Genomic DNA, 23,057 nt, shown 5'->3' with positions numbered 1-23,057 from the left:
AAGATCGATAAAGTATCATTACATTATATTAATTAGAGATAAAGTAGGGTGAGTATGACTTCATTTTTTAAACACAAGATAGTTCCAGCGGCACTTGCCGTTTTTGCTTTTACAGGCATTGCACAGGCAGAGCGACTGACCTGTCAGTTTCCCGAGAATGACAGAGCTGGGGGATGGGTCTCCGTTATTGTTGTCTTTGACATTGATGCGAATGGCCAGGCAATCGTAGATGACGGTGCTGTACAGGAATTCAACGGCGGGCCGATGGTCACGAGGGTGCGAACGAATAACGCAAAGCGTCTCACAATGACATGGGATTTGGACACACAAGACAGTATTGGGCAAATCTCGCTAAAACGGTATACGGCCTTCATTGATCGCAGAACCATGGAAGCAACAATTTTAGTGCAGCCACGCGGGTATCTGCCCTGGCCACGCGCGCATGGTGAGTGCCGATAAAAAGGTGAATAAATGACTTGGGTAGACGCATGGTTTACCTGCGCAAAGAAAGACTATTGGAGAGAAAATGAAAAAAATCACAAAGATCGTAAGTGCGGCTATTATGGCCGGAACAGTTTTTATTGGTCAGTCCGCCGTTGCAGCGCCTGTACGTTATGATTGCACGTTTAACAATTCTGAACGGAGCCGGGGATGGATCCCAGCACAATTGTTCGTAACTGTTGACGAAGATGCAGGACGTGTTTCTGCCCAAGCATCAAGCTTCCTTGATACTTCTTATGAGGAGGTAGCAGGCCGACTTCAAACGAACAGCCGGAGAATTACAGCTACGTTTCAGAATGAAGATGAAACCACGTCGACAGGCCGAAAAATATATGTGCGTTACAATTTCCGCATGAAGCGGAGCGATCTGAGCAGTAGTTTGAATGTTATTGTGAACCGTCATGGGCAACAAGAACGTTCTAACGGTCGGTGCGTATTGGCCACAAAGGGCTGATCATTTCAATGCTACCGTGCTATGAATATAAATGTGCATGAATAAGGAGGGAGGCAGCACTGACTTCCCTCTTGACCTTGACCACCCCAAAGCCCCATTTAAGGGGTAACGAAACGCACGTAACAGGGGGCCCAAATGGCTTTTGAACTTCCCGCACTTCCTTATGCTCACGATGCACTTGCTGACGCTGGCATGTCCAAAGAGACGCTCGAATTCCACCACGACCTGCACCACAACGCATATGTCACCAATGGCAACGCTGCGATTGCTGGCACTGAGTGGGAAAATAAATCCCTCGAAGAGATCATCGTTGGCACCTATGACAAGTCTTCTGTCGCGCAAAACGGCATCTTCAACAACATCTCACAGCTTTGGAATCACAACCAATTCTGGGAAATGATGGCACCTGGTAAATCTAACATGCCATCTGAATTGGAATCCGCGCTGAAAGACAGCTTTGGTTCCGTTGAAGAATTCAACAAACAATTCTGTGCTGCTGGCGCGGGTCAATTCGGTTCCGGCTGGTGCTGGCTTGTGAAAAATGCGGACGGTGGTCTTGCGATCACCAAGACTGAAAACGGTGTGAACCCACTGTGCTTCGGCCAAACTGCGCTGCTGGGCTGTGACGTATGGGAGCATTCCTATTACATCGATTTCCGCAACAAACGCCCTGTTTACCTGACCAACTTCCTTGAGAACCTGGTCAACTGGGAAAATGTTGCATCCCGCATGTGATCTGCGATTGATCCATGAGAAATATTGGACCTGCCAGCGATAACGCTGGCAGGTCTGTTTCTTTGTAAGAAACAGCACCGGCTTCTTTCAAAGAAGCCGACACCCTGCTGAAATGTCATTTACATCATTTTATGACTGTGAAACCGTGATTTGGAGATTTTCCATCTACATGCAGGATCAGATAAGATGAGTGAGACGTTCAAAGGTGTGGCGGCCATGGTGCTGGCCTGTGTGATTTGGGGATTATCGCCTTTATTCTACAAAGCCTTGGCCAATGTCCCTCCGCTCGAGGTTCTATCCCATCGCACGCTTTGGTCCTTTGTTTTGTTCTTAGCATTGATGATCGTTCAGGGGCGGTTGCGTGAATTTTTAAACCTGTTTCGACGCCCTAAGATACTTGCTGTGATCATATGTGCTGCCGTGTTGATCTCGACCAATTGGGGATTGTTCATTTGGTCGATCCAGGTGGGGCGCGCTGTCGAAAGTTCGCTGGGCTACTACATGTTCCCACTGGTGGCCGTGCTTTTGGGGGCGGTGGTGTTTCGTGAGCGCCTCTCGAAGGTACAGTGGTTTTGCGTATCTCTGGCGGCGATTGCGGTCATTGGGTTGACGTGGGGTCTAAAAGTCGTACCGGTGATTTCACTGTCACTGGCGATAACCTTTGGTCTTTATGGCGTGTTGAAGAAAAAGTTGAACGCGGGTCCTGTCATTTCTGTCGCGGGAGAGGTTGCAGTATTGCTGCCGCTGGCTTTGATCTGGCTGTATGGGGTGCATATGTTGGGCTGGCAGGGCTTGGTGGGGCGCAACGTCGGAACCTTCGGGATGAACCAAGCTCAAAGCCTATTGTTGGTTCTATCGGGGGTGGTCACTGCTGTGCCTTTGATTTTGTTTTCCTATGCCTCGCGCCGGGCGCCCTTATCTGTGGTCGGGCTGGTGCAATATCTAAACCCAACCTTACAAGGCGTGATTGCGGTTTTCGTCTTTACGGAACCGTTCACCTATTGGCATATATTCGCCTTCACGTTAATCTGGGTTGCGCTGGGGCTTTATTCCTTTGATACGTTGCGCAAAAAGCCGAACGCCAGCGAGTTGGTTTAATCCCCAAGATCCCCGTGACTGATAGTCACCCTACACAAGGGGGCGAGATCATTCGTGTAAATTGATCACTTGGTCAAAGGGGGTTCTCAAGCTATGGGTTGCATGCTTAACTCAGGTCACGACCAAGGGAGGAATTTTATGACCAAGGTAGAAATGACGGTAAACGGCAAAGCTGTTGCCGCAGACGCCGAAGGGCGTACGTTGCTTTCGCATTTTTTACGCGAAGAATTGAAGCTGACGGGGACGCATGTGGGCTGTGACACCAGCCAATGTGGCGCTTGCGTCGTGCATGTGAACGGTGAGGCCGTGAAATCTTGCACGATGTTTGCCCAAGAAGCAGCTGGCGCGGATGTCAGAACAATTGAAGGCATGGCGGAATCGGACGGGTCTTTGTCTGTGATTCAGCAGGCGTTTCAAGATCACCACGGGTTGCAATGCGGATTTTGCACGCCGGGCATGGTGATGTCGACGGCGGCCCTGTTGTCTGAGAACGCAAAGCCTACGGAAACCGAGGTGCGCGAATATCTGGAAGGCAATATCTGCCGCTGCACCGGATACCATAATATCGTCAAGGCGATCATGGCGGCTTCGGGACAGGACGTCAGTGATATCGCGGCTGAATAGGTGATCCTGCCTCGAGGAGGGGGCATTTTGACTTACGGCTAACATTTTCCGGCCTCCGTGGGACGAGGAGCCCACGCAGCCAAAGGGAGGATTTAAGATGCCAGCAGATGGTGCAATCGAAGGGGGGCTTGGTGCCTCTAATAAGCGTCGTGAAGACGTAAGGTTCCTGAAGGGAACCGGCAATTATACCGATGATATTAACATGCGTGGGCAGGCGTATGTCTATTTTCTACGCTCAGAAGTGGCTCATGGACGGTTGAAATCCGTTGATACAACTGAAGCCAGCGCGATGGATGGCGTGGTGCGAATTTTCACAGGTGCCGATTTTGAAGGCGTCGGTGGCATTCCTTGCGGTTGGCAAATCACCGACCGTTTTGGCGAGGTCATGCAAGAACCAGCGCACCCGGTTTTGGCCCAAGGAAAAGTGCGCCATGTCGGTGATCCTATTGCTGCGGTTGTGGCTGATACGTTGGAACAAGCGCGCGATGCGGCTGAGGCCATCGAAGTTGATATTGAAGAACTGCCCGCCGTTATTAATATGAAGGATGCCCTCGCGGACAGCAGCAACAAAGTGCATGACGATCTGACGTCAAACCTTTGTTATGATTGGGGGTTCGTTGAAGAAAATCGTGATGCTGTGGATGCGGCGATCAAAGGCGCACATCATGTGACCACCCTTGAATTGGTCAACAATCGTCTGATTGCCAACCCAATGGAACCTCGTGTCGCCGTGGGAGATTTCAACTCTGGTACGGGTGATCATACGCTTTATACAACCAGTCAAAACCCCCATGTGATCCGCCTTCTGATGGGGGCGTTTGTACTTGGAATTCCGGAACATAAACTGCGCGTTGTGTCGCCTGATGTTGGTGGTGGATTTGGCACGAAAATCTTTCATTACGCGGAAGAAGCCTTTTGTACGTTTGCGGCGAAAGCGTGTGATCGACCTGTGAAATGGACGTCTACACGCAGTGAGGCCTTTGTGTCTGACGCGCATGGGCGTGACCATGTGACCAAGATTGAACTGGCTTTGGATAAAGACGGAAACTTCCTAGCGCTGCGCACAGATACCCATGCCAATATGGGTGCGTATCTGTCGACATTTGCACCGTCGGTTCCAACCTGGCTGCATGGCACGTTAATGGCGGGGAATTACAAGACGCCGCTGATCTATGTGAATGTTAAGGCTGTCTTTACCAATACAGTGCCCGTGGATGCCTATCGCGGGGCTGGACGGCCTGAGGCAACCTTTCAATTGGAACGTGTCGTGGACAAAGCCGCGCGCGAAATGGGGATGGATCCGATTGCCTTGCGGCGTCAAAATTTCATCACTGAATTCCCATATGCTACACCCGTTGCCGTGGAATATGACACCGGCGATTATGAAGCGACGATGGCCAAGCTTGAAGATATCGCTGATTTAGCCGGCTTTGAAGCCCGTCGAGAGGACAGCGCCAACCGTGGGATGCTGCGTGGGCTTGGTGTGAATTGCTATATTGAGGCCTGCGGCATCGCGCCAAGCAACCTTGTTGGGCAGTTGGGCGCGCGCGCTGGTTTGTACGAAAGCGCGACCGTGCGGGTCAATGCGACCGGCGGGCTTGTGGTGATGACAGGCAGTCATTCGCATGGGCAGGGCCATGAGACGGCCTTTCCTCAGGTGATTGCCGATATGATCGGTATCAACCCGAATATGGTTGAAATCGTGCATGGGGACACGGCGAAAGTACCAATGGGCATGGGGACTTACGGGTCTAGGTCTTTGGCTGTTGGTGGCTCGGCCATGGTGAAAGCCACCGAGAAAATCATCAGCAAAGCCAAGAAGATCGCAGCCCATTTGATGGAAGCATCCGACGCGGACATCGAGTTGGCAAATGGCGAGTTCTCTGTTGCGGGGACCGACAAAAAGGTCGCTTGGGGGGATGTGACACTGGCGGCTTATGTGCCACATAACTATCCGCTTGAGGATATTGAACCAGGGTTAGAGGAAACCGCATTTTATGATCCGGCGAACTTTACCTATCCATCAGGTGCCTATGCCTGTGAGGTTGAAGTTGATCCAGACACGGGCAAAGTGACGATTGCGGCTTTCGCTGCGGCGGATGACTTTGGCAATATCGTGAACCCAATGATCGTGGATGGTCAGGTTCATGGTGGGATCGGGCAGGGGATTGGCCAGGCCTTGTTGGAACAGGCGTCCTATAATTCAGACGGCCAGTTGGTTTCTGGCAGTTACATGGATTACGCCATGCCACGGGCCGATGATGTGCCGTTTTACACGGTGGATCACAGCTGCCAAACGCCGTGTACGCATAATCCATTGGGTGTGAAGGGCTGCGGCGAGGCCGGCGCAATCGGGTCGCCGCCTGCAGTGGTCAATGCCGTGGTTGATGCGTTGCAGCGCGCAGGCCATGACAGTATCACACATATAGACATGCCACTGTCGCCGTCGCGCGTCTGGTCGGCGATGAATTCCTGAGGAGGACTAAGAATGTATGAATTTGACATAGAAAAGCCCTCTACGGTCGAGGCGGCCGTCGCCGCGCTGGCTGATGGGGATAATATGGCCCTGGCCGGGGGGCAAACCCTGATCCCGACGCTAAAACAACGTCTTGCAGCACCAGAAAAGCTGGTCAGCCTTTCTGGGATTGACAGCTTGAAACATATCGGGATGGACAGTGGCCCCGATGGTGATTTTTGGCGGATTGGTGCGGGTATGACGCATGCGCATGTGGCGTTGGAAACCGAAGACGGCAATTTCACCACGCTGTCACGAGTTGCAGGAAATATTGGCGATCCTGCGGTGCGTAACCGAGGTACGATTGGCGGCAGTCTTGCCAATAACGACCCCTCGGCAGATTATCCGGCGGTTGTTCTGGGGCTTGGTGGTACAGTCGTGACCAACCGGCGTGAGATTCAATCGGGTGACTATTTTCAGGGCTTGTTCGAAACAGCACTGGAGGAGGGCGAGATCATCACGGAGGTTCACCTGCCGGTGCCGGAGATCTCAAACTATCAGAAATTCGTGCAACCCGCCTCGCGCTTTGCTTTGGTGGGGGTCTTTGTGGCGAAGTTCGCAGATGGCGTGCGCGTGGCCGTGACCGGCGCATCCGAGGACGGGGTGTTTCGCTGGTCGGAAGCCGAAACAGCGTTGTCAGGTGATTTTAGTGCATCCGCCGTTGAGGATCTTCAGATGGAAGACGGGCATATGATTGAAGATCTGCACGGCACGCGCGCCTATCGCGCACATCTGGTGAAGGTTATGACACGCCGGGCCATTCAAGCGGCGGTGTAGAATATCGGCGGGGGAGGCTCCCGCCAAGTTTACATTCTGACGAATGAAACCTGTTGGGCCCGGCACGCTTCGCGTGCCGGGCCATTCCATTTTCCGCCCGCCTTGGTTTGCAAGACGATTAGATTGCTTTCAATTGATCGGCGATTTCCGACAGGAAGGTGCGTGTGTGTTCAGCTTGGGTCCGAATTTCATCTGCGATCAATTTGAACCCCGTCCCAAATTCACCAGCACGTGCGGCTTCGATGGTTGCGTTCAGTGCAATCATGTTGATGTTGCGGCCTGCCGCATGGGCCGCATCAACTGATTTGATTGCGGAGTCTCGGCGTGATTTCTGCCTTTGGGCATGTTGCGCCTTCAACTCAGTGGACATGACTTTAAGAAAACCAGTGATTTCTGTCTCGATCTCGGTCAAACAAAGTTCACGCAGGTGTGTTTGAGTGCCAAGGTTGAGTTTGGCGATACTGCCATCTTTAGGCACCTCTGGGACCAATCGATTGAAATTTGTGATGGTTTTTAAGGCAGAGGCACGTAGGGCTTCGAATTCTTCGGTTGGGTTGTATGTCAAATCCGCAAGATGCGTGGGCAGGTTTTGCAACATATCTTCGGCATCGCGCAGCCGGGCCCTAGACAGGTCAGATTGTTGGCGTGCGACCTTGGGATCATCCCTTTCGGGATCATGTGAGCTGAACAGCGCATATAGGGTCAGGGCACCGATGCGCCCAGGTCCAATGGCCATGAAGGCGACACTTTCGAATTCTAGCAAACTTGCGTGATGGGGTTTTGCGTTCATGGGGCCTCTCTTATGCGAAGCCTACAGGCGAAATGCCTTAAAAATCCCTAACGCGAGCAACCACACATGCAAAAAGTGCCGAGGATACCCCGGCACTTTCAGATACGTCAACGTCATGATGCGTTGAGTTTACTTTTTGTTAGATGGCAAAGGCCCGATCAGCATGATCATCTGACGGCCTTCCATTTTGGGGAAGTTTTCAACCTTACCCGTTTCTTTGGTGTCTTCGGCAACACGTTCCAGAAGCTTCCGTCCCAGATCTTGGTGGGCCATTTCACGGCCACGGAAACGCAGGGATATTTTCACCTTGTCGCCATTCTCAAGAAATTTGAAAACATTGCGCATTTTCACGTCGTAATCATTGGTATCCGTGTTTGGACGGAATTTAACCTCTTTGATTTCGATGATCTTCTGCTTTTTACGGGCTTCCGATTCGCGTTTTTGTTGTTCGTATTTGAACTTACCAAAGTCCATGATTTTACAAACAGGTGGCGCGGCGTTCGGGGAGATTTCGACAAGATCAAGACCAGCATCAGCGGCCATTTCCATTGCACGAGAAGGCGTTACAACGCCAACATTTTCGCCTTCTGCGCCAATCAAGCGGATTTCCGGGCAACGGATACGTTCGTTTACACGAGGGCCGGTTTCACGTTGTGGCGGGGCATTATGAGGTCTGCGGGCTATGGGTTTGATCCTTTGATAGCGAATATTTCTTCAGTCGGGAAGGTAAACGCTGTTCTAAAGTGTTTCAAGCAGGAAACGCATGTAATAATCGGCGAAAATGAGCGTATTGGCTAGTATTTCCCCTTAATTTACTTTCGTTCCCCCCCCACATCTGACAGGAGAGCGAGAAATCGCAACGATTTATTAACCCGAGGGGACTTAACTCATGAACAAGAATGTAATTATTGCCGCTGTTGTTGCTGCTGCTGGTATTGGTGGATACGCACTGTATTCTGGTAAAACTGTTGAAGACGTTGTTGAAGGTGCCGTTGAAACAACCACCGACGCAGCCAGCGCTGTTACCGAAACTGTTGTTGAGACCACTGGCGATGCGGTCGAAGCTGTTGCAGAAACAGCAACTGACGTCGTAGAAGGCGCGACTGATGCGGCTTCTGGCGCAGCTGAAGCAGTAACTGAAACAGCAACTGACGTCGTAGAAGGCGCGACTGACGCGGCTTCTGGCGCAGCTGAAGCAACAACTGATGCGGCATCCGGGGCAGCTGAAGCCGTAACTGAAACTGCGACTGACGCTGTTGAAGGCGCAACTGAGACTGCAACAGATGCAGTTGAAGCAACAACCGACGCCGCTTCTGGTGCAGCTGAAGCTGTTACCGAGACCGCAACTGATGTTGTTGAAGGCGCGACTGAGACTGCAACAGAAGCAGCAACTGGTCTTTTGGGTGGTTTGAACCCATTGAGCGTTGACGGTTTCAATGCAGACGGCATCAACGAAATGATCGACGGCTCTGCATTGGGCGACACAGTGAAATCCGGCCTGAAATTGGCTGTTGGTCAAGCTGCAGAAAACCCAGACATGGTCCAAGGCGTTGTTGCACAAGTAAAAGCAGCGCTTGGTCTGTAAGTTCAGACACATAAATTTGAAAGGCCACGCATATTTTGCGTGGCCTTTTTTATGTGTGATTTCAAGTTATCCAACTTAGGCAACAGATGCAGAATATTGTAACGGTGTCGTGGATTTGGTGAGGGTCGTGAATTGGTTGAAATTGTGATGAAACCGCTTTGGGCGAAGCTGCCTGAGGCCCATCCCATGTCCATTGCTTGGCGTATGGGGGCGGGCGAAGATTATGCCGTCGTTTTTTGGAAGTGGTGGTCTGCGACGGCTTCTGGTTGGACTGAGGCGCAAAAACTGGAATATCTACGCGACTGGCCGATGCCAGCAGCTTGGACGCATATTGCAATTGAAATGCTGTGGCCTGAATTAGGCGATGATTTGTTTGAAATTTTTGATGAGACACAGGTTGAGTTGCGGGATTTTATTTTCTCAAGGGCCGCGCGTGTCGGGTTGCCATCACTTGAGACGTGGGAAGCTGATCTGAATGACCCGTCTTGGGGCTGATGGGCCTGAGCTTGGATAGACTGAAAGAACAATGCCCCACCAGATTTAATCCGGCGGGGCATGTTTGAAACTGTTGCAATCGCGATGTTGAAATTTAGTCGAGGAAGGCTTTTTCGACGACGTAATGCGCTGGTTTGGAATTCGCACCTTCTTCTAGGCCGTATTCTTCGAACATCTCTTTCAGCTCTAGGTTAAAGGCCAGGTTGCCGCAGATCATCGCGCGGTCCTGTTCGGGATTAAGAGGCTCAACACCAAGTTCTTTGAAGGCTTCGCCAGAACGCATCAGATCGGTGATACGGCCCATCTTAGCACTTTCCTCACGGGTGGTGGTTGGGTAGTATTTGATCTTCTTCCAGAAGCCTTCGCCGATGACTTCGTTCAAAAGCTCGTCGTCTTTCAAACCTTCAATCAACTCACGACCATAGATCAGTTCGTCCGCCTCACGACAGGTGTGTGTGATGATGATTTCGTCATAATCTTCATAGGTTTGCGGTTCACGCAGAAGGCTTGCGAAAGGCGCAAAGCCGGTGCCTGTGGCAAAGAACCAGATGCGTTTTCCTGGGATCAACGCGTCGTGCACTAGCGTGCCCACGGGTTTCGGACGCAGGATAACTTCATCGCCAACTTTGATGTGCTGCAGGCGAGAGGTCAGCGGGCCGTCTTCCACCTTGATCGAGTAGAATTCCATTTCTTCATCCCAGGACGGAGAAGCAATAGAATAGGCGCGCAGCAGTGGTTTTTGCTTGCCAGTTTCTGGATGAGGTTCGCCCATCAGGCCGATCATCACGAATTCACCAGAGCGGAAACGCAGGCTGGCGGGCCGAGTACAGCGAAAACGGAACAGACGATCCGTATAATGCTGAACTTCGGTCACTGTCTGTGCGTCAGGCAGCATCGGAACGGCCTTGACGGTTGGCTTTGTGGCGGGGGCTGCGGCGGTTGTATCTGTCACTTTTACATGCTCGTTCATTGGGTCCGCGCGGGGAATACCCCACGTCCTCTCATCCCTCAATAGGGCAAATTGCCCTGGAGGTCTAGTTTGTTTGTGTGCGAATGATTAATCAGCCGCGCAGACGCGACTGATAATTGTTGTCTTGCCAGTTGGCGCGGGCAATCCATTCACCTTCGGGCTGGCGGGCAGCAAGGTCGTCATCGATCTCGACCTCGTCAAAACCGGAACGTCGCGCCATGGCATATTGATCAGAAATCACATGCCCACGCGCCCGCAAACGGCCAACAAAGCCAAGATCACGCAAACGACGTGCAAGGGTGAAACCACGTCCATCGGCAAAAGATGGAAAATCGATGCGCACCAGATCCACGTCATGCAGAAGCTTTGGCAGGTCATCCACCGACATGTCTGATGGCAGATCCACCGCAAGGGCCGGCGGGTGGTTTGCGGGCAATTCATCCAATGTGAAAAACCCGTGTTCCCAATCGTCGCCCGCGAAACCCGTGTCATTAATGATTACAGTCATCAGAATACTTCCCCTGATTGGGCCACCGGAGTGCGCACCATTTTTCCGTTTTCAAAGTGAATGCCACACTCTGATTTATCTTGTCCGCGCCAGCGGCCTGCACGTGGGTCTTCGCCATCGCGCACACGTGATGTACATGGGGCACAACCGAGTGATGCAAAACCTTTTGTCACCAATGGGTGACGTGGCAGGTTGTTGTTTTCCATATACTCACGGATCGTTTCCGGCGTGAAATGGGCCATTGGGTTAACCTTGATACGGCTTTCGCCGTCGGCCTCAAACAGATCCATCTGCGCACGCGTGCCAGATTGATAGCGTTTGCGCCCGGTGATCCAAGCATCAAACCCGGACAGTGCTTTTTCAAGCGGCCGCGTTTTGCGCAGGTCACAGCAGGCATCCGTGGATTTCTGCCAAAGCAGACCTTCGTTGTCCTCAAGGAACATCTCATTGCGGTTGGGTGTGATCACACGCACATCGGTCAGGCGCAATTTCTCAGCGACCTGACGTTGATAGTCGATCGTTTCCTCAAACAGCATTTCGGTGTTCAGAAACAATACGGGCACGGTGCGATCAAGTGTTGCCAGCAGATGTAACAGGACAACGGATTCCGCGCCAAAGGATGACACCATCGCAATGCGACCGGTCAGCTGATCATTCAGCGCATGGGCCAAGATGTCACGTGCACCATGGTGACGGTAACGCGCGTTTAACTCCTTGGCCCGTTCGCTTGCTGCGGGAAGGGGGGCTTCAAGCGGCATGACGTGCATCCTCTGGATAAAGCAAAGATTTAAACGGTGCCGCGCCCAACCGACGATAGGTCGCGAGGAAAGTTTCCGCCGGATCAAGGCGCAGATCAAGATAACCCAGAACCAGACGTTCAATCGCCGGAACAATCGCGTCATAGGCAAAACCAGGGCCCGCACGTTCGCCAACGGCGGCGGTTTCCGTGCCGTCGCCACCAAGGGTAATCTGGTAGTTTTCCACACCGGCGCGGTCCAAACCAAGGATGCCGATATGGCCCACGTGGTGGTGACCACAGGCATTGATGCAGCCGGAAATCTTGATCTTCAGCGCGCCAATGTCATGTTCCACGCCCAGTTCCTGCACGCGGTTGGCAATCTGTTGCGCCACGGGAATGGAACGCGCTGTCGCAAGCGCACAGTAATCCATACCAGGGCATGCGATAATGTCTGAGGCCAGCCCAATATTCGCCGTGCCCAGACCGGCAGCTTTGAGGGCTTTGAAGATCTTTGGCAGGTCAGATTTCTTTACATGCGGCAGGATGACGTTTTGTTCATGGCTGATACGAAGTTCATCATAAGCAAAGTCACGCGCCAGGTCCGCCAGCAGGTGCATCTGTTCGGTGGTCGCGTCGCCAGGCGTCGCTCCATGGGCTTTCAGCGAGATCGACACAATCGCATGATCATCTTGTTTGTGTTCAGAAATATTGGTGTCGACCCAAGACCGGAATACAGGATCTGTCGCGTAGGCGGCATCAAAAATACCCGTGTCAGAGGCTTCCCAATCGGGGGCTTTGAAATGCGCTTCGATGTCGGCCAGTAATTCCTGATCCACACCAGAAAACTGTGGACGCAGCGTGTTGAAACGCTCTTCCACCAGCTCGCTGATCTTCTCAATGCCGTTTTCATGCACGGTGATCTTGATGCGGGCTTTGTATTTATTGTCGCGACGACCAAGGGTGTTCCAGACAGAAACCACAGCTTCGCAATAGGGCAGAAGATCGGCTTTTGGCAGGAAGGCGCGCAGCACTTTCCCCACCATTGGCGTGCGACCAAGACCGCCACCCACGATGACTTCAAAACCAGGTTCGCCCGCCTCATTGCGCACCATACGCAGCCCGATATCATGGGCTTTGGTCACGGCGCGGTCATTGGGGGAACCGGTGATCGCGATCTTGAATTTACGCGGAAGGAATTGGAATTCCGGGTGGTCTGTAGACCATTGGCGCAGTAATTCAGCTGTCGGGCGTGGATCTTCGATCTCGTCCTTGGCGGCACCGGCGAAATGATCGGCCGTGACGTTGCGAATGGTGTTGCCAGAGGTCTGGATCGCATGCAGGCCAACTTCGCCCAGGCTGTCCAAAATATCCGGCACATCTGACAAAGTGGGCCAGTTGTATTGGATGTTTTGACGCGTGGTGAAGTGGCCGTAACCTTTGTCATATTTCGCAGCAACATCGCCAAGACGACGCATTTGTGCTGACGAAACAGTGCCATAAGGGATCGCAACGCGCAGCATATAGGCGTGCAATTGCAGGTACAGGCCGTTCATCAGACGCAGGGGTTTGAATTCATCCTCGGTCAAGTTGCCTTCGACGCGGCGTTCCACTTGGGCGCGGAATTGTGCGTTACGCTCAGTCAGAAAGGCGCGGTCAAAGTCGTTATAATGGTACATGTCTTATGCTCCTGCGCTTGCTGTGTCAGCTTGCTTGCCGTGGAAGTAGTTGGAGGGGCCTGTGGCGCGAAATTCTTCGCGGAAATGCACAGGTTCCGGGCCATTGGTGCCCATGACGGCGTCCGCCAACATCACACCAACAGCGATATTTTGTTGGGCGTTTGCTTGGGAAAGCTGGGTCTCTGCCGCGTCTTGTTGCGTGAACAATGCGGCATCTGCATGGGCATTGACCCAACAGCTGTCCGCGGACCAGTAAATCACGTCACCTGACAGCAGGTGGTTGGCGGTGATGACTTTTGGTGTGAAGGGACGTCGGCTCATGACAATTGTCCTTGCTGAAGCTGGGGTGTCGTTGGTTTTGTAAAGGGCAGACCGGGCAGAATGGCACATTCGATGCCAGCGCCGAGGGCCTGTGTGATCAGATCATCTGGGGTGCCTGTGCCAGGTTTAAGGCGCACAATTGCGGCACCATTATTAGCGGCCCGAAGAATGTCAGCCGCAGGAGTGGACGCGGGCAGGAAATCGGCTTCGCGGCGGGCCAATTCAAGGACCTCGTCGGAAACATCAGCGTCTGCAATAATAATGTCAGCACGATCAATGGCGCGCCGTGCACGGATCGACAGCATGTCAGCTTCGCCCGCACCAGTGCCGATCAGATCAATGCGACCGGCGGCATCCTCTTCATTCAGGTGTTGGATCAAAAGCGTATCAAGCGCGGAACGCACGCCCGCTTCACCAGCAGCGGCATGGGCCTGTGGCCCGACGTGATTATAATAGTCAGCCCAAAAATCACGCCGTGCACGCCCCGCAGGCAAGGCAAAAGCCCGCGAGCGGAAAGATTTTCCGATTTCCGCAAGCGTGCCAAGAACCGGGGATAGGTCTTCTTCCAAAGCGGCCTTGATCGCGCGGGCCAAGACAGGCGCTGCCCCTTCGGTGCCAATCGCCACGGTCACAGGCGCACGGTCAACGATGGCGGGGGTGATAAAGTCGCTGTCTTGCAAATTGTCCACGATATTCACTAGAACGCCTGCGGCTTTGCCAAGGGCGCGAACATTTGCATCAAGCGTTTTGTCTTCATCGGCCGCATAGACCATCATCACACCTTGTAGGTCGGTGAAACGCAGACCGCGTGCGTGCAGGGAAATTTTTCCCTCATGCGCCAGGGTGCGGATCGCTTCTGATGGGGAGGTTGCGAAAACATCAATTTTTGCAAGAGTTTTGATCAGTAGGCGCAGTTTCGCAATGGCTGCATCACCGCCGCCAGACAGTGCAATACGTGTGCCCTCGGTCTTCATGTAAATCGGGAAATGGTCCATTGTTCCGCAATCCTGCTTGTTTCAGGGTTCAATATAGGATATTTTCCCGATATTGCGCTAGTATCGGGCGTAGATAAGAACAATCATTCCGGTTATCACCTGAGGTGGATAAATGTTTCCGGAGTTTAAGGAGAAACGGAATGTCAGTCCGTATTGATGAGATCGACCGGAAAATCCTAATGGCCCTGCAGGAAGACGCGGGCCAGTCATTGGATGAAATTGCGCGCAAAGCGGGCTCAAGTAAGACGCCTGTGTGGAATCGCATTCAGAAGATGAAGAAAAGCGGCATGATCAAAGGGCAGACGGCGGTTCTGGATGCTGAAGCCCTTGGTTTTGAAAGCTGTTTCTTTGTTCTGATCCGTACATCGCAACATGCGGCCAGCTGGAAAGAACAGTTCATGAAGGCCCTAAACGCGCGCCCCGAGGTGATGGAAGCGCATCGCTTGGCGGGTGATATTGATTACATCCTGAAAGTGCGCGTCACCAATGCGCGGGCCTATGATAAGTTTTACCAAGCGCTGATTGATGATGTGGACATTTACAACGTGACAGCGCTGCTTTCGATGGAAGAGATCATCAACAACCGCCCTCTGCCATTGCGCGAGGGGTAGGGGGCGCTGCCCCCGTCCGCAGACGGACTCCCCCGGAGTATTTTCAGCAAGATGAAAGGGTTAGCGTGGCCTGGCGCTGGCAAGCGCCAACCCGTCGATAATTGCAGTGAAGGCGTCATTATAGTGCAGGGTGGCTTTGGGGAGGATATGTTGCACCGTGCGGCTGACGTCTTTGATCAGGCTGGACCCTCCGACAAAAATGACGCTTTCGATTTGATCGGCTGAACAGTTGGCCAATGTCAGGGCTTCACCCACAGCAGCAGCAAGATTTTCCATATGTGGCGTCAGGGAAGTGGTTAGCATATTTACGCTGAGGGCTTGATTTAAGCCCCGTTCCACCGTCGTTAGATTGACCATACCTTCGCCATCGGTGTTGACTTGGATCTTGCCCCGTTCCACTGCAAAAGCGACATCATGTCCCAAGTGGTCTTCCAGCACAGACATCAGGCGTGTGTAAGCCTGCTGGTCAACCGCATTCCGCTGTAGGTCGGAAACTTTGCGTTTTACCTCAGATGTATAAAGGAAGGGGATCATCTGCCAGGTGGCGAGGTCATGAAAGATCGCGCGCGGCGCTGCATGGGTGCCTGCGCCGAAATCCTTGCGGATTTCGCTGTCTTTACCAAAATGATGCATGACGTGGTCAAAGCTGATACTGCGATCAAAATTTGTGCCACCCAGGCGCACACCATGGCTGGCAAGAATATCGATCCCGGTGGCTGTGTTCTGGAACACTGTAAAATCAGATGTCCCGCCGCCGATGTCCACGATCAGTTTCAATCCATCGCCCTTATGCCGGGCAGCCAAGGCAGCGGCTTCGGGTTCTGGCATGAACTCTACGGATTTGAAGCCAGCGGCCAGATAACATAGGGTCAGATCCTTCAGCGCCTGTTCATTTCGCGCGGGATCATTGGAATGAAACAACACCGGACGCCCGGAAAGCGCGTGGTCAAAGTCTTGGTAACACACCTCTTGTGCGCGGGATTTTATACGTCTCAGGAAACGCGCAATGATGTCGACAAAAGTGACGCGTTCCCCCATCATTATCCGGCTCTCATGCATCAATGGCGTGCCAAGAATACTTTTGAGCGCCCGCATATACCGCCCGTCATCCCCATTGATCAGGGCGCGTTCTGCCTGACGACCAAACAGCGTTTTCTGGTTCTCAAAATCGAAAAACACGGCTGTCGGCAAGGTGTTTTCGCCGGCCTCTACCTCGATCAAGCAGGGGCGACCATTGATGGAAATTCCTGCGGCAGAGTTCGATGTTCCGAAGTCAATTCCAAGCGTTTGTGACATGATCTGCGGGCCTTTGGTGGTTCTGTTTCCAGTTCTGGGGCTGGCCTATGTAGCAGTGACAGGCAGGGCTTTCAACCCATGGAAATGGTAGATATCGGCGTAGTTCGGTTGCGTTGCTAGGGCGAGATTTGGGCAGCGTTCAAACAAGATTGGTAGGGCGATTTGAAGTTCCATCCGGGCAAGTGGTGCGCCAATACAGAAATGTGCGCCTGCGCCGAAACTTGTGTTGGTCAGGATCTCGCGGGTGGGATCAAACCTGTCGCCATCAGCCCAGGTGTTGTCGTCGCGATTGGCGCTGGCCAGCAGCAGGGCGACTTCATCCCCGGGTTGGAAAACATGTCCGCAGATTTCGACCTCTTCATAACACCAGCGGGTGAACATATGCAGAGGGGGATCAATGCGCAGGGTTTCTTCTGTTAGCTTTTCAATGCCTTCGGGGGTGAAGTTTACCTTGGTGTCACGTTCCAGAATGGTTTTTACAGCGTTGCCAATGGAATGAACCGTGGCTTCGTGCCCGGCATTCAGCAGCAGGATGCAGGTCGTGATCAACTCATCTGTCGACAGTTTTTCACCCGATTCCTCGGCTGAAATTAGGGCTGAGATCAGATCATCGGCCGGGGTTGTGCGGCGCTCATCCACATAACCCTTCATGAAGGCGACGAATTCCTCGGTCGCGCGCACGGCTTTGTCTTCCATCTCGCGGGTGCGCCCGGCTTGATACATCATGACCATGGCGTTGGACCATTCCAGCAGCTCGCGCCACATTGTTTCAGGCACACCAAGCAGGCGGCAGATGATCACAACAGGGATTTTTTGGGCAAAAGCCGTCAGCAGATCAAAGCCACCACGGGGGAATTCATCGATCAACTGATGGGTGAGGGCTTCGATTTCAGGTGCAAGTTCCTTGATCCGGCGCGAGGTAAAAGCCCGCATCACAAGCCCCCGCAAACGGGGGTGGCGGGGGCGTTCCAACTCCAGCATGGAATGGGCTTCCACCGCATAAAACGGCGCCAGATGATCCGGGATGGGTTTGCGTTTATCCGCAGGCACTTCGCGGCCAAACCGACGATCCCGCAGCAAGGTTGAAACGGCTTTATGAGAGGTCGCACAAATGAGGTCGTAATCACTCCAAAACACCAAATCTCCTGCGGCCCGCATGCGTGTATAAAGCGGATAGGGGTTCTGAACAAAGTCAGGATCGGTGGCGGATTGGGTGAACTTTTGCATGGTGATTTCCTCCGGAAAGGAAGGTATTTTAGCTTTTGGTCAAAGATGCAAGCGAGAACCTTAGGGCCGCGTCAAACTGAGGGGTTGAGCGCGGGCGCGTTCGCCGTAATACTATGCGTCAGGGGGAGTGCCCCAAAAGATGGAACGCGGGATACACCGCACCACTATTTTGAAGAATAATCAGGGAGATATCTATGAAATTCTTAGCCACAGCTGCTATGGCGCTTGCGCTTTCTGCCACGGGTCAAGCCGCGTTTGCGTCTTGTGAAGAAGGCGAAACCGTTGTGAAATTCGCCCATGTTACCAACACGGACCGGCACCCAAAGGGTATCGCGGCCAGCCTGTTGGAACAGCGCGTTAACGATGAAATGAACGGCACAATGTGCATGGAGGTCTTCCCGAACTCGACCTTATATGACGACAACAAAGTGCTGGAAGCAATGTTGAATGGCGATGTGCAATTGGCCGCGCCAAGCTTGTCAAAGTTCGAAGCCTTCACCCGTCAGTTCCGCATTTTCGATTTGCCTTTCATGTTTGAAGACATCGAAGCTGTTGATGCGTTCCAGGCATCTGATGCTGGCCAAAGCATGCTTGATTCGATGCAACGACGCGGCCTGCAAGGCCTGTCATTCTGGCACAATGGCATGAAACAAATGTCTGCAAATGTGCCGCTTATCGCGCCGACAGATGCAAATGGTCTGAAATTCCGCGTGCAGTCTTCTGACGTGCTTGTGGCGCAGATGGAAGCGATCGGTGGTTCACCCCAGAAAATGGCGTTTTCCGAAGTTTACGGCGCGTTGCAGCAGGGCGTTGTGGACGGTCAGGAAAACACCTGGTCGAACATCTTTGGTAAGAAATTCTTCGAAGTCCAGGACGGCGTGACCGAAACCAACCATGGCATCATCGACTATCTTGTTGTGACTTCAACTGAGTTCCTTGATGGGCTTGAGCCTGAGGTGCGTGACCAATTCATGACCATCCTTGGTGAGGTCTCTGATGTGCGTAACGCAGAAGCCTTTGCTGTGAACGAAGCTGCGCGTCAGTCCATTGTGGATGCAGGCGGCAAAATCAACGAGCTGACTGCGGATCAGCGCCAAGCTTGGGTTGATGTCATGATGCCGGTTTGGGCGCAGTTTGCTGGCGATGTTGGCCAGGAAAACATCGACGCCGCACAGGCGATCAACGCAGCGAACTAAGCAAGTTGCAAGATTTGAACGCAGCCTCATAGGGGGCTGCGTTCTTTTTATTCTACGATATCAAGGGGTAGGGCGATGCATCCGAAACCGGGTCAAAGCCGCATAGACCGACTTGAGGAAAGCGTAATCGCGCTGATCCTTGGGCTGATGGTTGTGCTGGCATTTGTAAATGTAATTGTGCGCAAAAGCGGAGGGAATATCCTCTGGGCAAAGGAAATGTCGGTATTTTTATTTGCCTGGCTTGTGCTGATGGGGGCGTCTTATGCTGTTAAAAAAGGCGCGCATTTGGGTGTCGACGTTGTGGTCAATGCGACCCATGGCAAGAATCGCAAAACCCTTGGTACCATCGCGGTTTTTGTTTGTATCGTGTATAGTTTTTTGCTGTTGAAAGGGTCCTGGGATTACTGGGCGAACTTTGCCAATCTGCCGCAAACCACCGGGCGTTGGTTTCCTTTGGGATTTGAGGAGATGAAACCGACCAGTTTTCGGTCTTGGTATATCGTGAATGACGTGCCGAACCCCTGGTTCTTAGGTTGGCTAGAGGGTGCGATGAACTATGGCGATCCATATGACAAGCTGCCTCGTTTCATTCCCTATGCCGTGTTGCCTTTGTCCATGGCGTTGATGTTGTTTCGCTTTGTTCAGGCCGCCGTTGACATGGTTAAGGAGCGGATTGATCGTGTGGTTGCAAGCCACGAAGTTGAAGATGAAATCGAAGAAGTACGCGAACGTTTGGGTGCTGCGATGGATGGCATCGAGAAGGGCGTCAGCTAATGGAAGTTCTCATTCTTTTTGTCTTGGTCATTGGCTTTATGTTGATCGGTGTGCCAATTGCCGTATCGCTTGGCATGTCGTCGATCCTGTTCCTTTTGGTCTTCTCAGATAGCTCATTGTCTTCGGTTGCGCAGACGATGTTTCAGGCCTTTGAGGGGCATTTCACCCTGCTTGCGATTCCTTTCTTCATCCTTGCCAGTACGTTTATGTCGACGGGCGGTGTGGCCCAGCGAATTATCCGGTTTTCCATCGCCTGTGTGGGGCACCTGCGTGGCGGATTGGCGATTGCGGGCGTCTTTGCCTGCATGATGTTTGCAGCACTTTCCGGGTCCAGCCCTGCAACTGTTGTGGCGATCGGATCTATCGTGATCACCGCCATGGTTCAGGCCGGTTACACCAAAGAATTCGCCGCAGGTGTGATCTGTAATGCGGGTACGCTTGGCATCCTGATCCCGCCATCAATTGTGATGGTGGTATATGCCTCTGCGGTGGATGTGTCTGTTGGACGTATGTTCCTAGCAGGCGTGTTTCCGGGCATTCTGGCCGGGCTTATGTTGATGGTCGCGATCTATGTCATGGCACGGATCAAGAATATGCCATCCGGAAAATTCGCAGGCTGGTCCGAGATCGGTGACAGTTTCAGAGACGCCTTTTGGGGGCTGTTCCTGATCTTCATCATCATGTTCGGCATCTATGGCATTCCCGGTTATGTGAAAGCCTGGTTCACCCCAACCGAAGCGGCGGCCGTGGCATCTGTCTATGCCTTCTTTGTTGCCTGTTTTGTATATCGCGACATGGGGCCATTGGCGGCGCGGGATGGGCGTGAAAAAATTAGCCTGCTGAAAAAACCTCAGGCTGTTGTCACTGCTTTTTTCCACGCAGATACGCAACGCACCCTGTTTGAAGCGGGCAAATTGACCGTCACTCTGCTGTTTGTCATCGCCAACGCTTTGATCCTGAAACATGTTTTAACAGAAGAACAGGTGCCTCAGCATGTGGCAGAAGCCATGTTGTCTGCGGGATTTGGCCCCGTGATGTTCCTTGTGGTGGTCAATGTGATCCTGCTGATTGGCGGGCAATTCATGGAACCTTCGGGTCTTTTGGTGATCGTTGCACCATTGGTGTTCCCCATCGCGATCCAGCTGGGGATTGATCCGATTCACTTGGGCATCATCATGGTTGTAAACATGGAAATCGGAATGATCACGCCACCGGTAGGGCTGAACCTGTTTGTGACCTCAGGGGTTGCGGGCATGCCGATGATGAGTGTCGTTCGCGCCGCACTTCCATTCCTGGCCGTGCTGTTCGTCTTCCTGATCTTGATCACCTATGTGCCCGTGATTTCGACCTTCTTACCCAACTCCTTGATGGGACCTGAAGTCATCGTGAATTGATTTGTGGTCAATGAAATAAAGGCCGGGCAGATTGGATCTGCCCGGCCTTTTTGTGTCGTGGGGTTGTAACCGTAGATTACACCGAAGCTGGACGCTCTCAGGTCTGAGGCAGATCCAACAAAAGATTAACCAAACTGCGCACGCTGTCGGAGTGCCCGGGTGAAAGGTTTCCCTCAACGTGACGTTCCGCACGTTGAAGTGCCACCTGACTGGCCCGCATACCGCGTTGGCCAAGGTCGGTGATGCGCAAGGTTTCTTGGGTATCGTCTTCTTGCACCAATGCTCCGCTTCGGATCAGAGCTGCGATCCACGGCGAGATATCAACGCCAAAGCGACTGCGTGCCGCGACGACGTCTTTTGGCGTGCCTCCTGGATCAATCAAATGTAGGACCTGACCCTGGGCACCCGCCATGAAGTCAAACCCTTGTGCATTTAATTCGGCGTCAACGCGTGCTTGCCACAAGCGCAGCGCCGCCATGAGATTTTCCCCAAGGGCAGGGGCGTTGTTTCCGTTCACGGTTTATGCCTGTTGAAGGGCGTTGATGATCCCTGCGAAGTCATCGGCCTTCAGAGAAGCCCCCCCGACAAGTGCACCATCGACGTCAGCGACAGCAAAGATGCCCGTCGCATTTGCGGCTTTGACGGACCCGCCATATAGGATGCGAATGTCAATCCCAGTGACTTCGCCAAAACGGCGAATGAGGCGCGTCCGGATAAAGGCGTGGACCTCGGCGATTTGTTCCAAGCTTGGAACAAGGCCCGTGCCAATGGCCCAAACCGGTTCATAGGCAACGACTAAATTTGCGCCCGTCGCCCCGTCTGGAACTGATCCAGCCAACTGACCACCGATGATATCAAGGGTGTTGTTGGCTTCGCGCTGTACGTGGCTTTCCCCGAGACATACAATGGCGGTAAGCCCCGCCGATATCGCCGTGCGGGCTTTTGCGCGAACGGTTTCGCTTACCTCATTATAGCTGTCACGTCGTTCAGAATGCCCTAGGATCACATAGCCCGCGCCAACGTCTTTCAACATCTCGGCAGAGATGTCGCCGGTATGAGCGCCAGAAAGCGCGACGTGGCAATCTTGGCCGCCCGTGGCGATGGGGCTTTGTTCTAGGATACCAGACAACTGTGAGAGCGCAGTGGCGGGCGGGCAAATTAGAATGTCCACGTTGGATTCAGGAAACCTCGCGGCCAAATCTGTGACTTCAGTCATGGCATTGCTTGTGCCGTTCATTTTCCAATTGCCTGCTGCAAGCTTCTTGCGCATGTTTCGCCATCCTACATTGAGTTCTTTGGATAGAAGTCGCAGCCGCAGCCCGACGCGTCAAGAGCTGGACTGTTAAACTCGGCAAGCTATGATAAATTTAGTTTGCTTTTCACGCTTCAAGAGCAGATTTCACTAGAAAACTAGAAAACTAGAAAACTAGAAAACTAGAAAACTAGAAAACTAGAAAACTAGAAAACTAGAAAACTAGAAAACTAGAAAACTAGAAAACTAGAAAACTAGAAAACTAGAAAACTAGAAAACTAGAAAACTAGAAAACTAGAAAACCTGCTTGAACCCAAAAAGCCCCGAATAGTGATCTCCGAGGCTTTTCAATTTCAAAATTGGGTCAACTTATTTGTCTGATGCGTCTTCTGATGCCAATTGGCTTGCGAACCAAGCTGTGGCAACCGGGTTCACGCCGCCTTTGGAAGATGCAGTTACGCCAACAACTGGGTTTGATTGGGTTTCGATGCCGGTGCCTGCCTCTGCTGCGAGATCTGCAAAGA

25 protein-coding genes are annotated in these 23,057 nt (G+C 52.7%); 13 read left to right on the top strand and 12 right to left on the bottom strand.

Going from position 1 to position 23,057, the window contains the following annotated elements:
* Positions 1–54 precede the first annotated feature (54 nt).
* The 7 genes from RJ38_RS02250 to RJ38_RS02220 all read left to right on the top strand — a co-directional run bounded on the left by RJ38_RS02250 (position 55) and on the right by RJ38_RS02220 (position 6,704).
* Positions 55–459, top strand: a complete 405-nt coding sequence (locus tag RJ38_RS02250; RefSeq protein ID WP_039017303.1) for a hypothetical protein — start codon at positions 55–57, stop codon at positions 457–459.
* Positions 460–526: 67 nt separating this feature from the next.
* Positions 527–955, top strand: coding sequence for a hypothetical protein (locus tag RJ38_RS02245; RefSeq protein ID WP_039017302.1), 429 nt, complete (start codon positions 527–529; stop codon positions 953–955).
* Positions 956–1,090: 135 nt separating this feature from the next.
* On the top strand, positions 1,091–1,690 hold the full coding sequence (locus RJ38_RS02240; protein WP_039017301.1) for a superoxide dismutase: 600 nt from the start codon (positions 1,091–1,093) through the stop codon (positions 1,688–1,690).
* A 186-nt stretch (positions 1,691–1,876) separates the two neighbouring features.
* Positions 1,877–2,788: an EamA family transporter RarD gene (gene rarD, locus RJ38_RS02235; RefSeq protein ID WP_039017300.1), complete on the top strand. Its 912-nt coding sequence runs from the start codon at positions 1,877–1,879 to the stop codon at positions 2,786–2,788.
* A gap of 138 nt (positions 2,789–2,926) precedes the next feature.
* The gene (locus tag RJ38_RS02230) at positions 2,927–3,412 is read left to right on the top strand and encodes a (2Fe-2S)-binding protein (RefSeq protein WP_039017299.1); all 486 of its coding nucleotides are present in this window, start codon (positions 2,927–2,929) and stop codon (positions 3,410–3,412) included.
* A 97-nt stretch (positions 3,413–3,509) separates the two neighbouring features.
* Positions 3,510–5,888 (top strand): xanthine dehydrogenase family protein molybdopterin-binding subunit, encoded by a 2,379-nt coding sequence (locus RJ38_RS02225; protein WP_039017298.1) that lies wholly within the window; start codon positions 3,510–3,512, stop codon positions 5,886–5,888.
* Positions 5,889–5,900: 12 nt separating this feature from the next.
* Complete coding sequence (locus RJ38_RS02220; RefSeq protein ID WP_039017297.1) at positions 5,901–6,704, top strand: FAD binding domain-containing protein; 804 nt, start codon at positions 5,901–5,903, stop codon at positions 6,702–6,704.
* A 118-nt stretch (positions 6,705–6,822) separates the two neighbouring features.
* Here RJ38_RS02220 and RJ38_RS19375 read toward each other — a convergent pair whose 3' ends face one another.
* Positions 6,823–7,494 carry a methyl-accepting chemotaxis protein gene (locus tag RJ38_RS19375; protein ID WP_039017296.1) on the bottom strand — a complete coding sequence of 224 codons (672 nt, stop codon included), beginning with the start codon at positions 7,492–7,494 and terminating at the stop codon, positions 6,823–6,825.
* A gap of 129 nt (positions 7,495–7,623) precedes the next feature.
* A complete protein-coding gene (infC, locus tag RJ38_RS02210; RefSeq protein ID WP_337588967.1) occupies positions 7,624–8,094 on the bottom strand; it encodes a translation initiation factor IF-3 in 471 nt (156 codons plus the stop codon).
* Positions 8,095–8,383: 289 nt separating this feature from the next.
* On the opposite strand from infC, the gene RJ38_RS02205 reads away from it, so the two are divergent.
* Positions 8,384–9,079, top strand: a complete 696-nt coding sequence (locus tag RJ38_RS02205; protein WP_039017294.1) for a hypothetical protein — start codon at positions 8,384–8,386, stop codon at positions 9,077–9,079.
* A 147-nt stretch (positions 9,080–9,226) separates the two neighbouring features.
* A complete protein-coding gene (locus tag RJ38_RS02200) occupies positions 9,227–9,574 on the top strand; it encodes a hypothetical protein (RefSeq protein WP_039017293.1) in 348 nt (115 codons plus the stop codon).
* Between the two features lie 94 nt (positions 9,575–9,668).
* On the opposite strand, the gene RJ38_RS02195 is transcribed toward RJ38_RS02200, so the two are convergent.
* From RJ38_RS02195 to RJ38_RS02170, 6 genes are all read right to left on the bottom strand, one after another.
* A complete protein-coding gene (locus RJ38_RS02195; RefSeq protein ID WP_039017292.1) occupies positions 9,669–10,544 on the bottom strand; it encodes a ferredoxin--NADP reductase in 876 nt (291 codons plus the stop codon).
* Between the two features lie 91 nt (positions 10,545–10,635).
* Positions 10,636–11,052: a DUF934 domain-containing protein gene (locus RJ38_RS02190; protein ID WP_039017291.1), complete on the bottom strand. Its 417-nt coding sequence runs from the start codon at positions 11,050–11,052 to the stop codon at positions 10,636–10,638.
* Positions 11,052–11,810: a phosphoadenylyl-sulfate reductase gene (locus RJ38_RS02185; protein WP_039017290.1), complete on the bottom strand. Its 759-nt coding sequence runs from the start codon at positions 11,808–11,810 to the stop codon at positions 11,052–11,054. The genes RJ38_RS02190 and RJ38_RS02185 overlap by 1 nt, the downstream gene beginning before the upstream one ends.
* The gene (locus RJ38_RS02180; RefSeq protein ID WP_039017289.1) at positions 11,800–13,467 is read right to left on the bottom strand and encodes a nitrite/sulfite reductase; all 1,668 of its coding nucleotides are present in this window, start codon (positions 13,465–13,467) and stop codon (positions 11,800–11,802) included. Before RJ38_RS02180 ends, RJ38_RS02185 begins: the two co-directional genes overlap by 11 nt.
* 3 nt (positions 13,468–13,470) lie before the next feature.
* A complete protein-coding gene (locus RJ38_RS02175; protein WP_039017288.1) occupies positions 13,471–13,788 on the bottom strand; it encodes a DUF2849 domain-containing protein in 318 nt (105 codons plus the stop codon).
* Entirely contained in the window at positions 13,785–14,783 is a 999-nt protein-coding gene (locus tag RJ38_RS02170) for an NAD(P)-dependent oxidoreductase (RefSeq protein WP_052245135.1), read from the bottom strand. The genes RJ38_RS02175 and RJ38_RS02170 overlap by 4 nt, the downstream gene beginning before the upstream one ends.
* A gap of 140 nt (positions 14,784–14,923) precedes the next feature.
* On the opposite strand from RJ38_RS02170, the gene RJ38_RS02165 reads away from it, so the two are divergent.
* The gene (locus tag RJ38_RS02165) at positions 14,924–15,394 is read left to right on the top strand and encodes an Lrp/AsnC family transcriptional regulator (protein ID WP_039017287.1); all 471 of its coding nucleotides are present in this window, start codon (positions 14,924–14,926) and stop codon (positions 15,392–15,394) included.
* Positions 15,395–15,454: 60 nt separating this feature from the next.
* On the opposite strand, the gene RJ38_RS02160 is transcribed toward RJ38_RS02165, so the two are convergent.
* Positions 15,455–16,690, bottom strand: a complete 1,236-nt coding sequence (locus RJ38_RS02160) for an Hsp70 family protein (protein ID WP_039017286.1) — start codon at positions 16,688–16,690, stop codon at positions 15,455–15,457.
* Between the two features lie 45 nt (positions 16,691–16,735).
* Positions 16,736–17,917 (bottom strand): cytochrome P450, encoded by a 1,182-nt coding sequence (locus tag RJ38_RS02155; RefSeq protein WP_039017285.1) that lies wholly within the window; start codon positions 17,915–17,917, stop codon positions 16,736–16,738.
* A gap of 194 nt (positions 17,918–18,111) precedes the next feature.
* On the opposite strand from RJ38_RS02155, the gene RJ38_RS02150 reads away from it, so the two are divergent.
* From RJ38_RS02150 to RJ38_RS02140, 3 genes are all read left to right on the top strand, one after another.
* A complete protein-coding gene (locus tag RJ38_RS02150) occupies positions 18,112–19,113 on the top strand; it encodes a DctP family TRAP transporter solute-binding subunit (RefSeq protein WP_039017284.1) in 1,002 nt (333 codons plus the stop codon).
* A 75-nt stretch (positions 19,114–19,188) separates the two neighbouring features.
* Positions 19,189–19,887, top strand: coding sequence for a TRAP transporter small permease (locus tag RJ38_RS02145; protein WP_039017283.1), 699 nt, complete (start codon positions 19,189–19,191; stop codon positions 19,885–19,887).
* Positions 19,887–21,281 carry a TRAP transporter large permease gene (locus RJ38_RS02140; protein WP_039017282.1) on the top strand — a complete coding sequence of 465 codons (1,395 nt, stop codon included), beginning with the start codon at positions 19,887–19,889 and terminating at the stop codon, positions 21,279–21,281. Before RJ38_RS02145 ends, RJ38_RS02140 begins: the two co-directional genes overlap by 1 nt.
* Positions 21,282–21,378: 97 nt before the next feature.
* Here the strand turns inward: RJ38_RS02140 and RJ38_RS02135 are convergent, their stop codons facing one another.
* Both RJ38_RS02135 and tpiA read right to left on the bottom strand, forming a co-directional pair.
* Complete coding sequence (locus RJ38_RS02135) at positions 21,379–21,798, bottom strand: hypothetical protein (RefSeq protein ID WP_156121725.1); 420 nt, start codon at positions 21,796–21,798, stop codon at positions 21,379–21,381.
* Between the two features lie 3 nt (positions 21,799–21,801).
* Complete coding sequence (tpiA, locus tag RJ38_RS02130) at positions 21,802–22,551, bottom strand: triose-phosphate isomerase (RefSeq protein WP_039017280.1); 750 nt, start codon at positions 22,549–22,551, stop codon at positions 21,802–21,804.
* Positions 22,552–23,057 lie beyond the last annotated feature (506 nt).

Origin of the sequence: Halocynthiibacter namhaensis, assembly GCF_000812685.1 — a bacterium.
Taxonomy (GTDB): Bacteria; Pseudomonadota; Alphaproteobacteria; order Rhodobacterales; family Rhodobacteraceae; genus Halocynthiibacter; species Halocynthiibacter namhaensis.
This window is presented reverse-complemented; position numbering and strand designations above follow the sequence as displayed.

Bases quoted from the DNA above. Each gene is read 5' to 3' on its own strand.
- RJ38_RS02250 (WP_039017303.1), top strand. From the start codon at position 55: ATGACTTCATTTTTTAAACACAAGATAGTTCCAGCGGCACTTGCCGTT.
- RJ38_RS02245 (WP_039017302.1), top strand. From the start codon at position 527: ATGAAAAAAATCACAAAGATCGTAAGTGCGGCTATTATGGCCGGAACA.
- RJ38_RS02240 (WP_039017301.1), top strand. From the start codon at position 1,091: ATGGCTTTTGAACTTCCCGCACTTCCTTATGCTCACGATGCACTTGCT.
- rarD (WP_039017300.1), top strand. From the start codon at position 1,877: ATGAGTGAGACGTTCAAAGGTGTGGCGGCCATGGTGCTGGCCTGTGTG.
- RJ38_RS02230 (WP_039017299.1), top strand. From the start codon at position 2,927: ATGACCAAGGTAGAAATGACGGTAAACGGCAAAGCTGTTGCCGCAGAC.
- RJ38_RS02225 (WP_039017298.1), top strand. From the start codon at position 3,510: ATGCCAGCAGATGGTGCAATCGAAGGGGGGCTTGGTGCCTCTAATAAG.
- RJ38_RS02220 (WP_039017297.1), top strand. From the start codon at position 5,901: ATGTATGAATTTGACATAGAAAAGCCCTCTACGGTCGAGGCGGCCGTC.
- RJ38_RS19375 (WP_039017296.1), bottom strand. From the start codon at position 7,494: ATGAACGCAAAACCCCATCACGCAAGTTTGCTAGAATTCGAAAGTGTC.
- RJ38_RS02205 (WP_039017294.1), top strand. From the start codon at position 8,384: ATGAACAAGAATGTAATTATTGCCGCTGTTGTTGCTGCTGCTGGTATT.
- RJ38_RS02200 (WP_039017293.1), top strand. From the start codon at position 9,227: ATGAAACCGCTTTGGGCGAAGCTGCCTGAGGCCCATCCCATGTCCATT.
- RJ38_RS02195 (WP_039017292.1), bottom strand. From the start codon at position 10,544: ATGAACGAGCATGTAAAAGTGACAGATACAACCGCCGCAGCCCCCGCC.
- RJ38_RS02190 (WP_039017291.1), bottom strand. From the start codon at position 11,052: ATGACTGTAATCATTAATGACACGGGTTTCGCGGGCGACGATTGGGAA.
- RJ38_RS02185 (WP_039017290.1), bottom strand. From the start codon at position 11,810: ATGCCGCTTGAAGCCCCCCTTCCCGCAGCAAGCGAACGGGCCAAGGAG.
- RJ38_RS02180 (WP_039017289.1), bottom strand. From the start codon at position 13,467: ATGTACCATTATAACGACTTTGACCGCGCCTTTCTGACTGAGCGTAAC.
- RJ38_RS02175 (WP_039017288.1), bottom strand. From the start codon at position 13,788: ATGAGCCGACGTCCCTTCACACCAAAAGTCATCACCGCCAACCACCTG.
- RJ38_RS02170 (WP_052245135.1), bottom strand. From the start codon at position 14,783: ATGGACCATTTCCCGATTTACATGAAGACCGAGGGCACACGTATTGCA.
- RJ38_RS02165 (WP_039017287.1), top strand. From the start codon at position 14,924: ATGTCAGTCCGTATTGATGAGATCGACCGGAAAATCCTAATGGCCCTG.
- RJ38_RS02160 (WP_039017286.1), bottom strand. From the start codon at position 16,690: ATGTCACAAACGCTTGGAATTGACTTCGGAACATCGAACTCTGCCGCA.
- RJ38_RS02155 (WP_039017285.1), bottom strand. From the start codon at position 17,917: ATGCAAAAGTTCACCCAATCCGCCACCGATCCTGACTTTGTTCAGAAC.
- RJ38_RS02150 (WP_039017284.1), top strand. From the start codon at position 18,112: ATGAAATTCTTAGCCACAGCTGCTATGGCGCTTGCGCTTTCTGCCACG.
- RJ38_RS02145 (WP_039017283.1), top strand. From the start codon at position 19,189: ATGCATCCGAAACCGGGTCAAAGCCGCATAGACCGACTTGAGGAAAGC.
- RJ38_RS02140 (WP_039017282.1), top strand. From the start codon at position 19,887: ATGGAAGTTCTCATTCTTTTTGTCTTGGTCATTGGCTTTATGTTGATC.
- tpiA (WP_039017280.1), bottom strand. From the start codon at position 22,551: ATGCGCAAGAAGCTTGCAGCAGGCAATTGGAAAATGAACGGCACAAGC.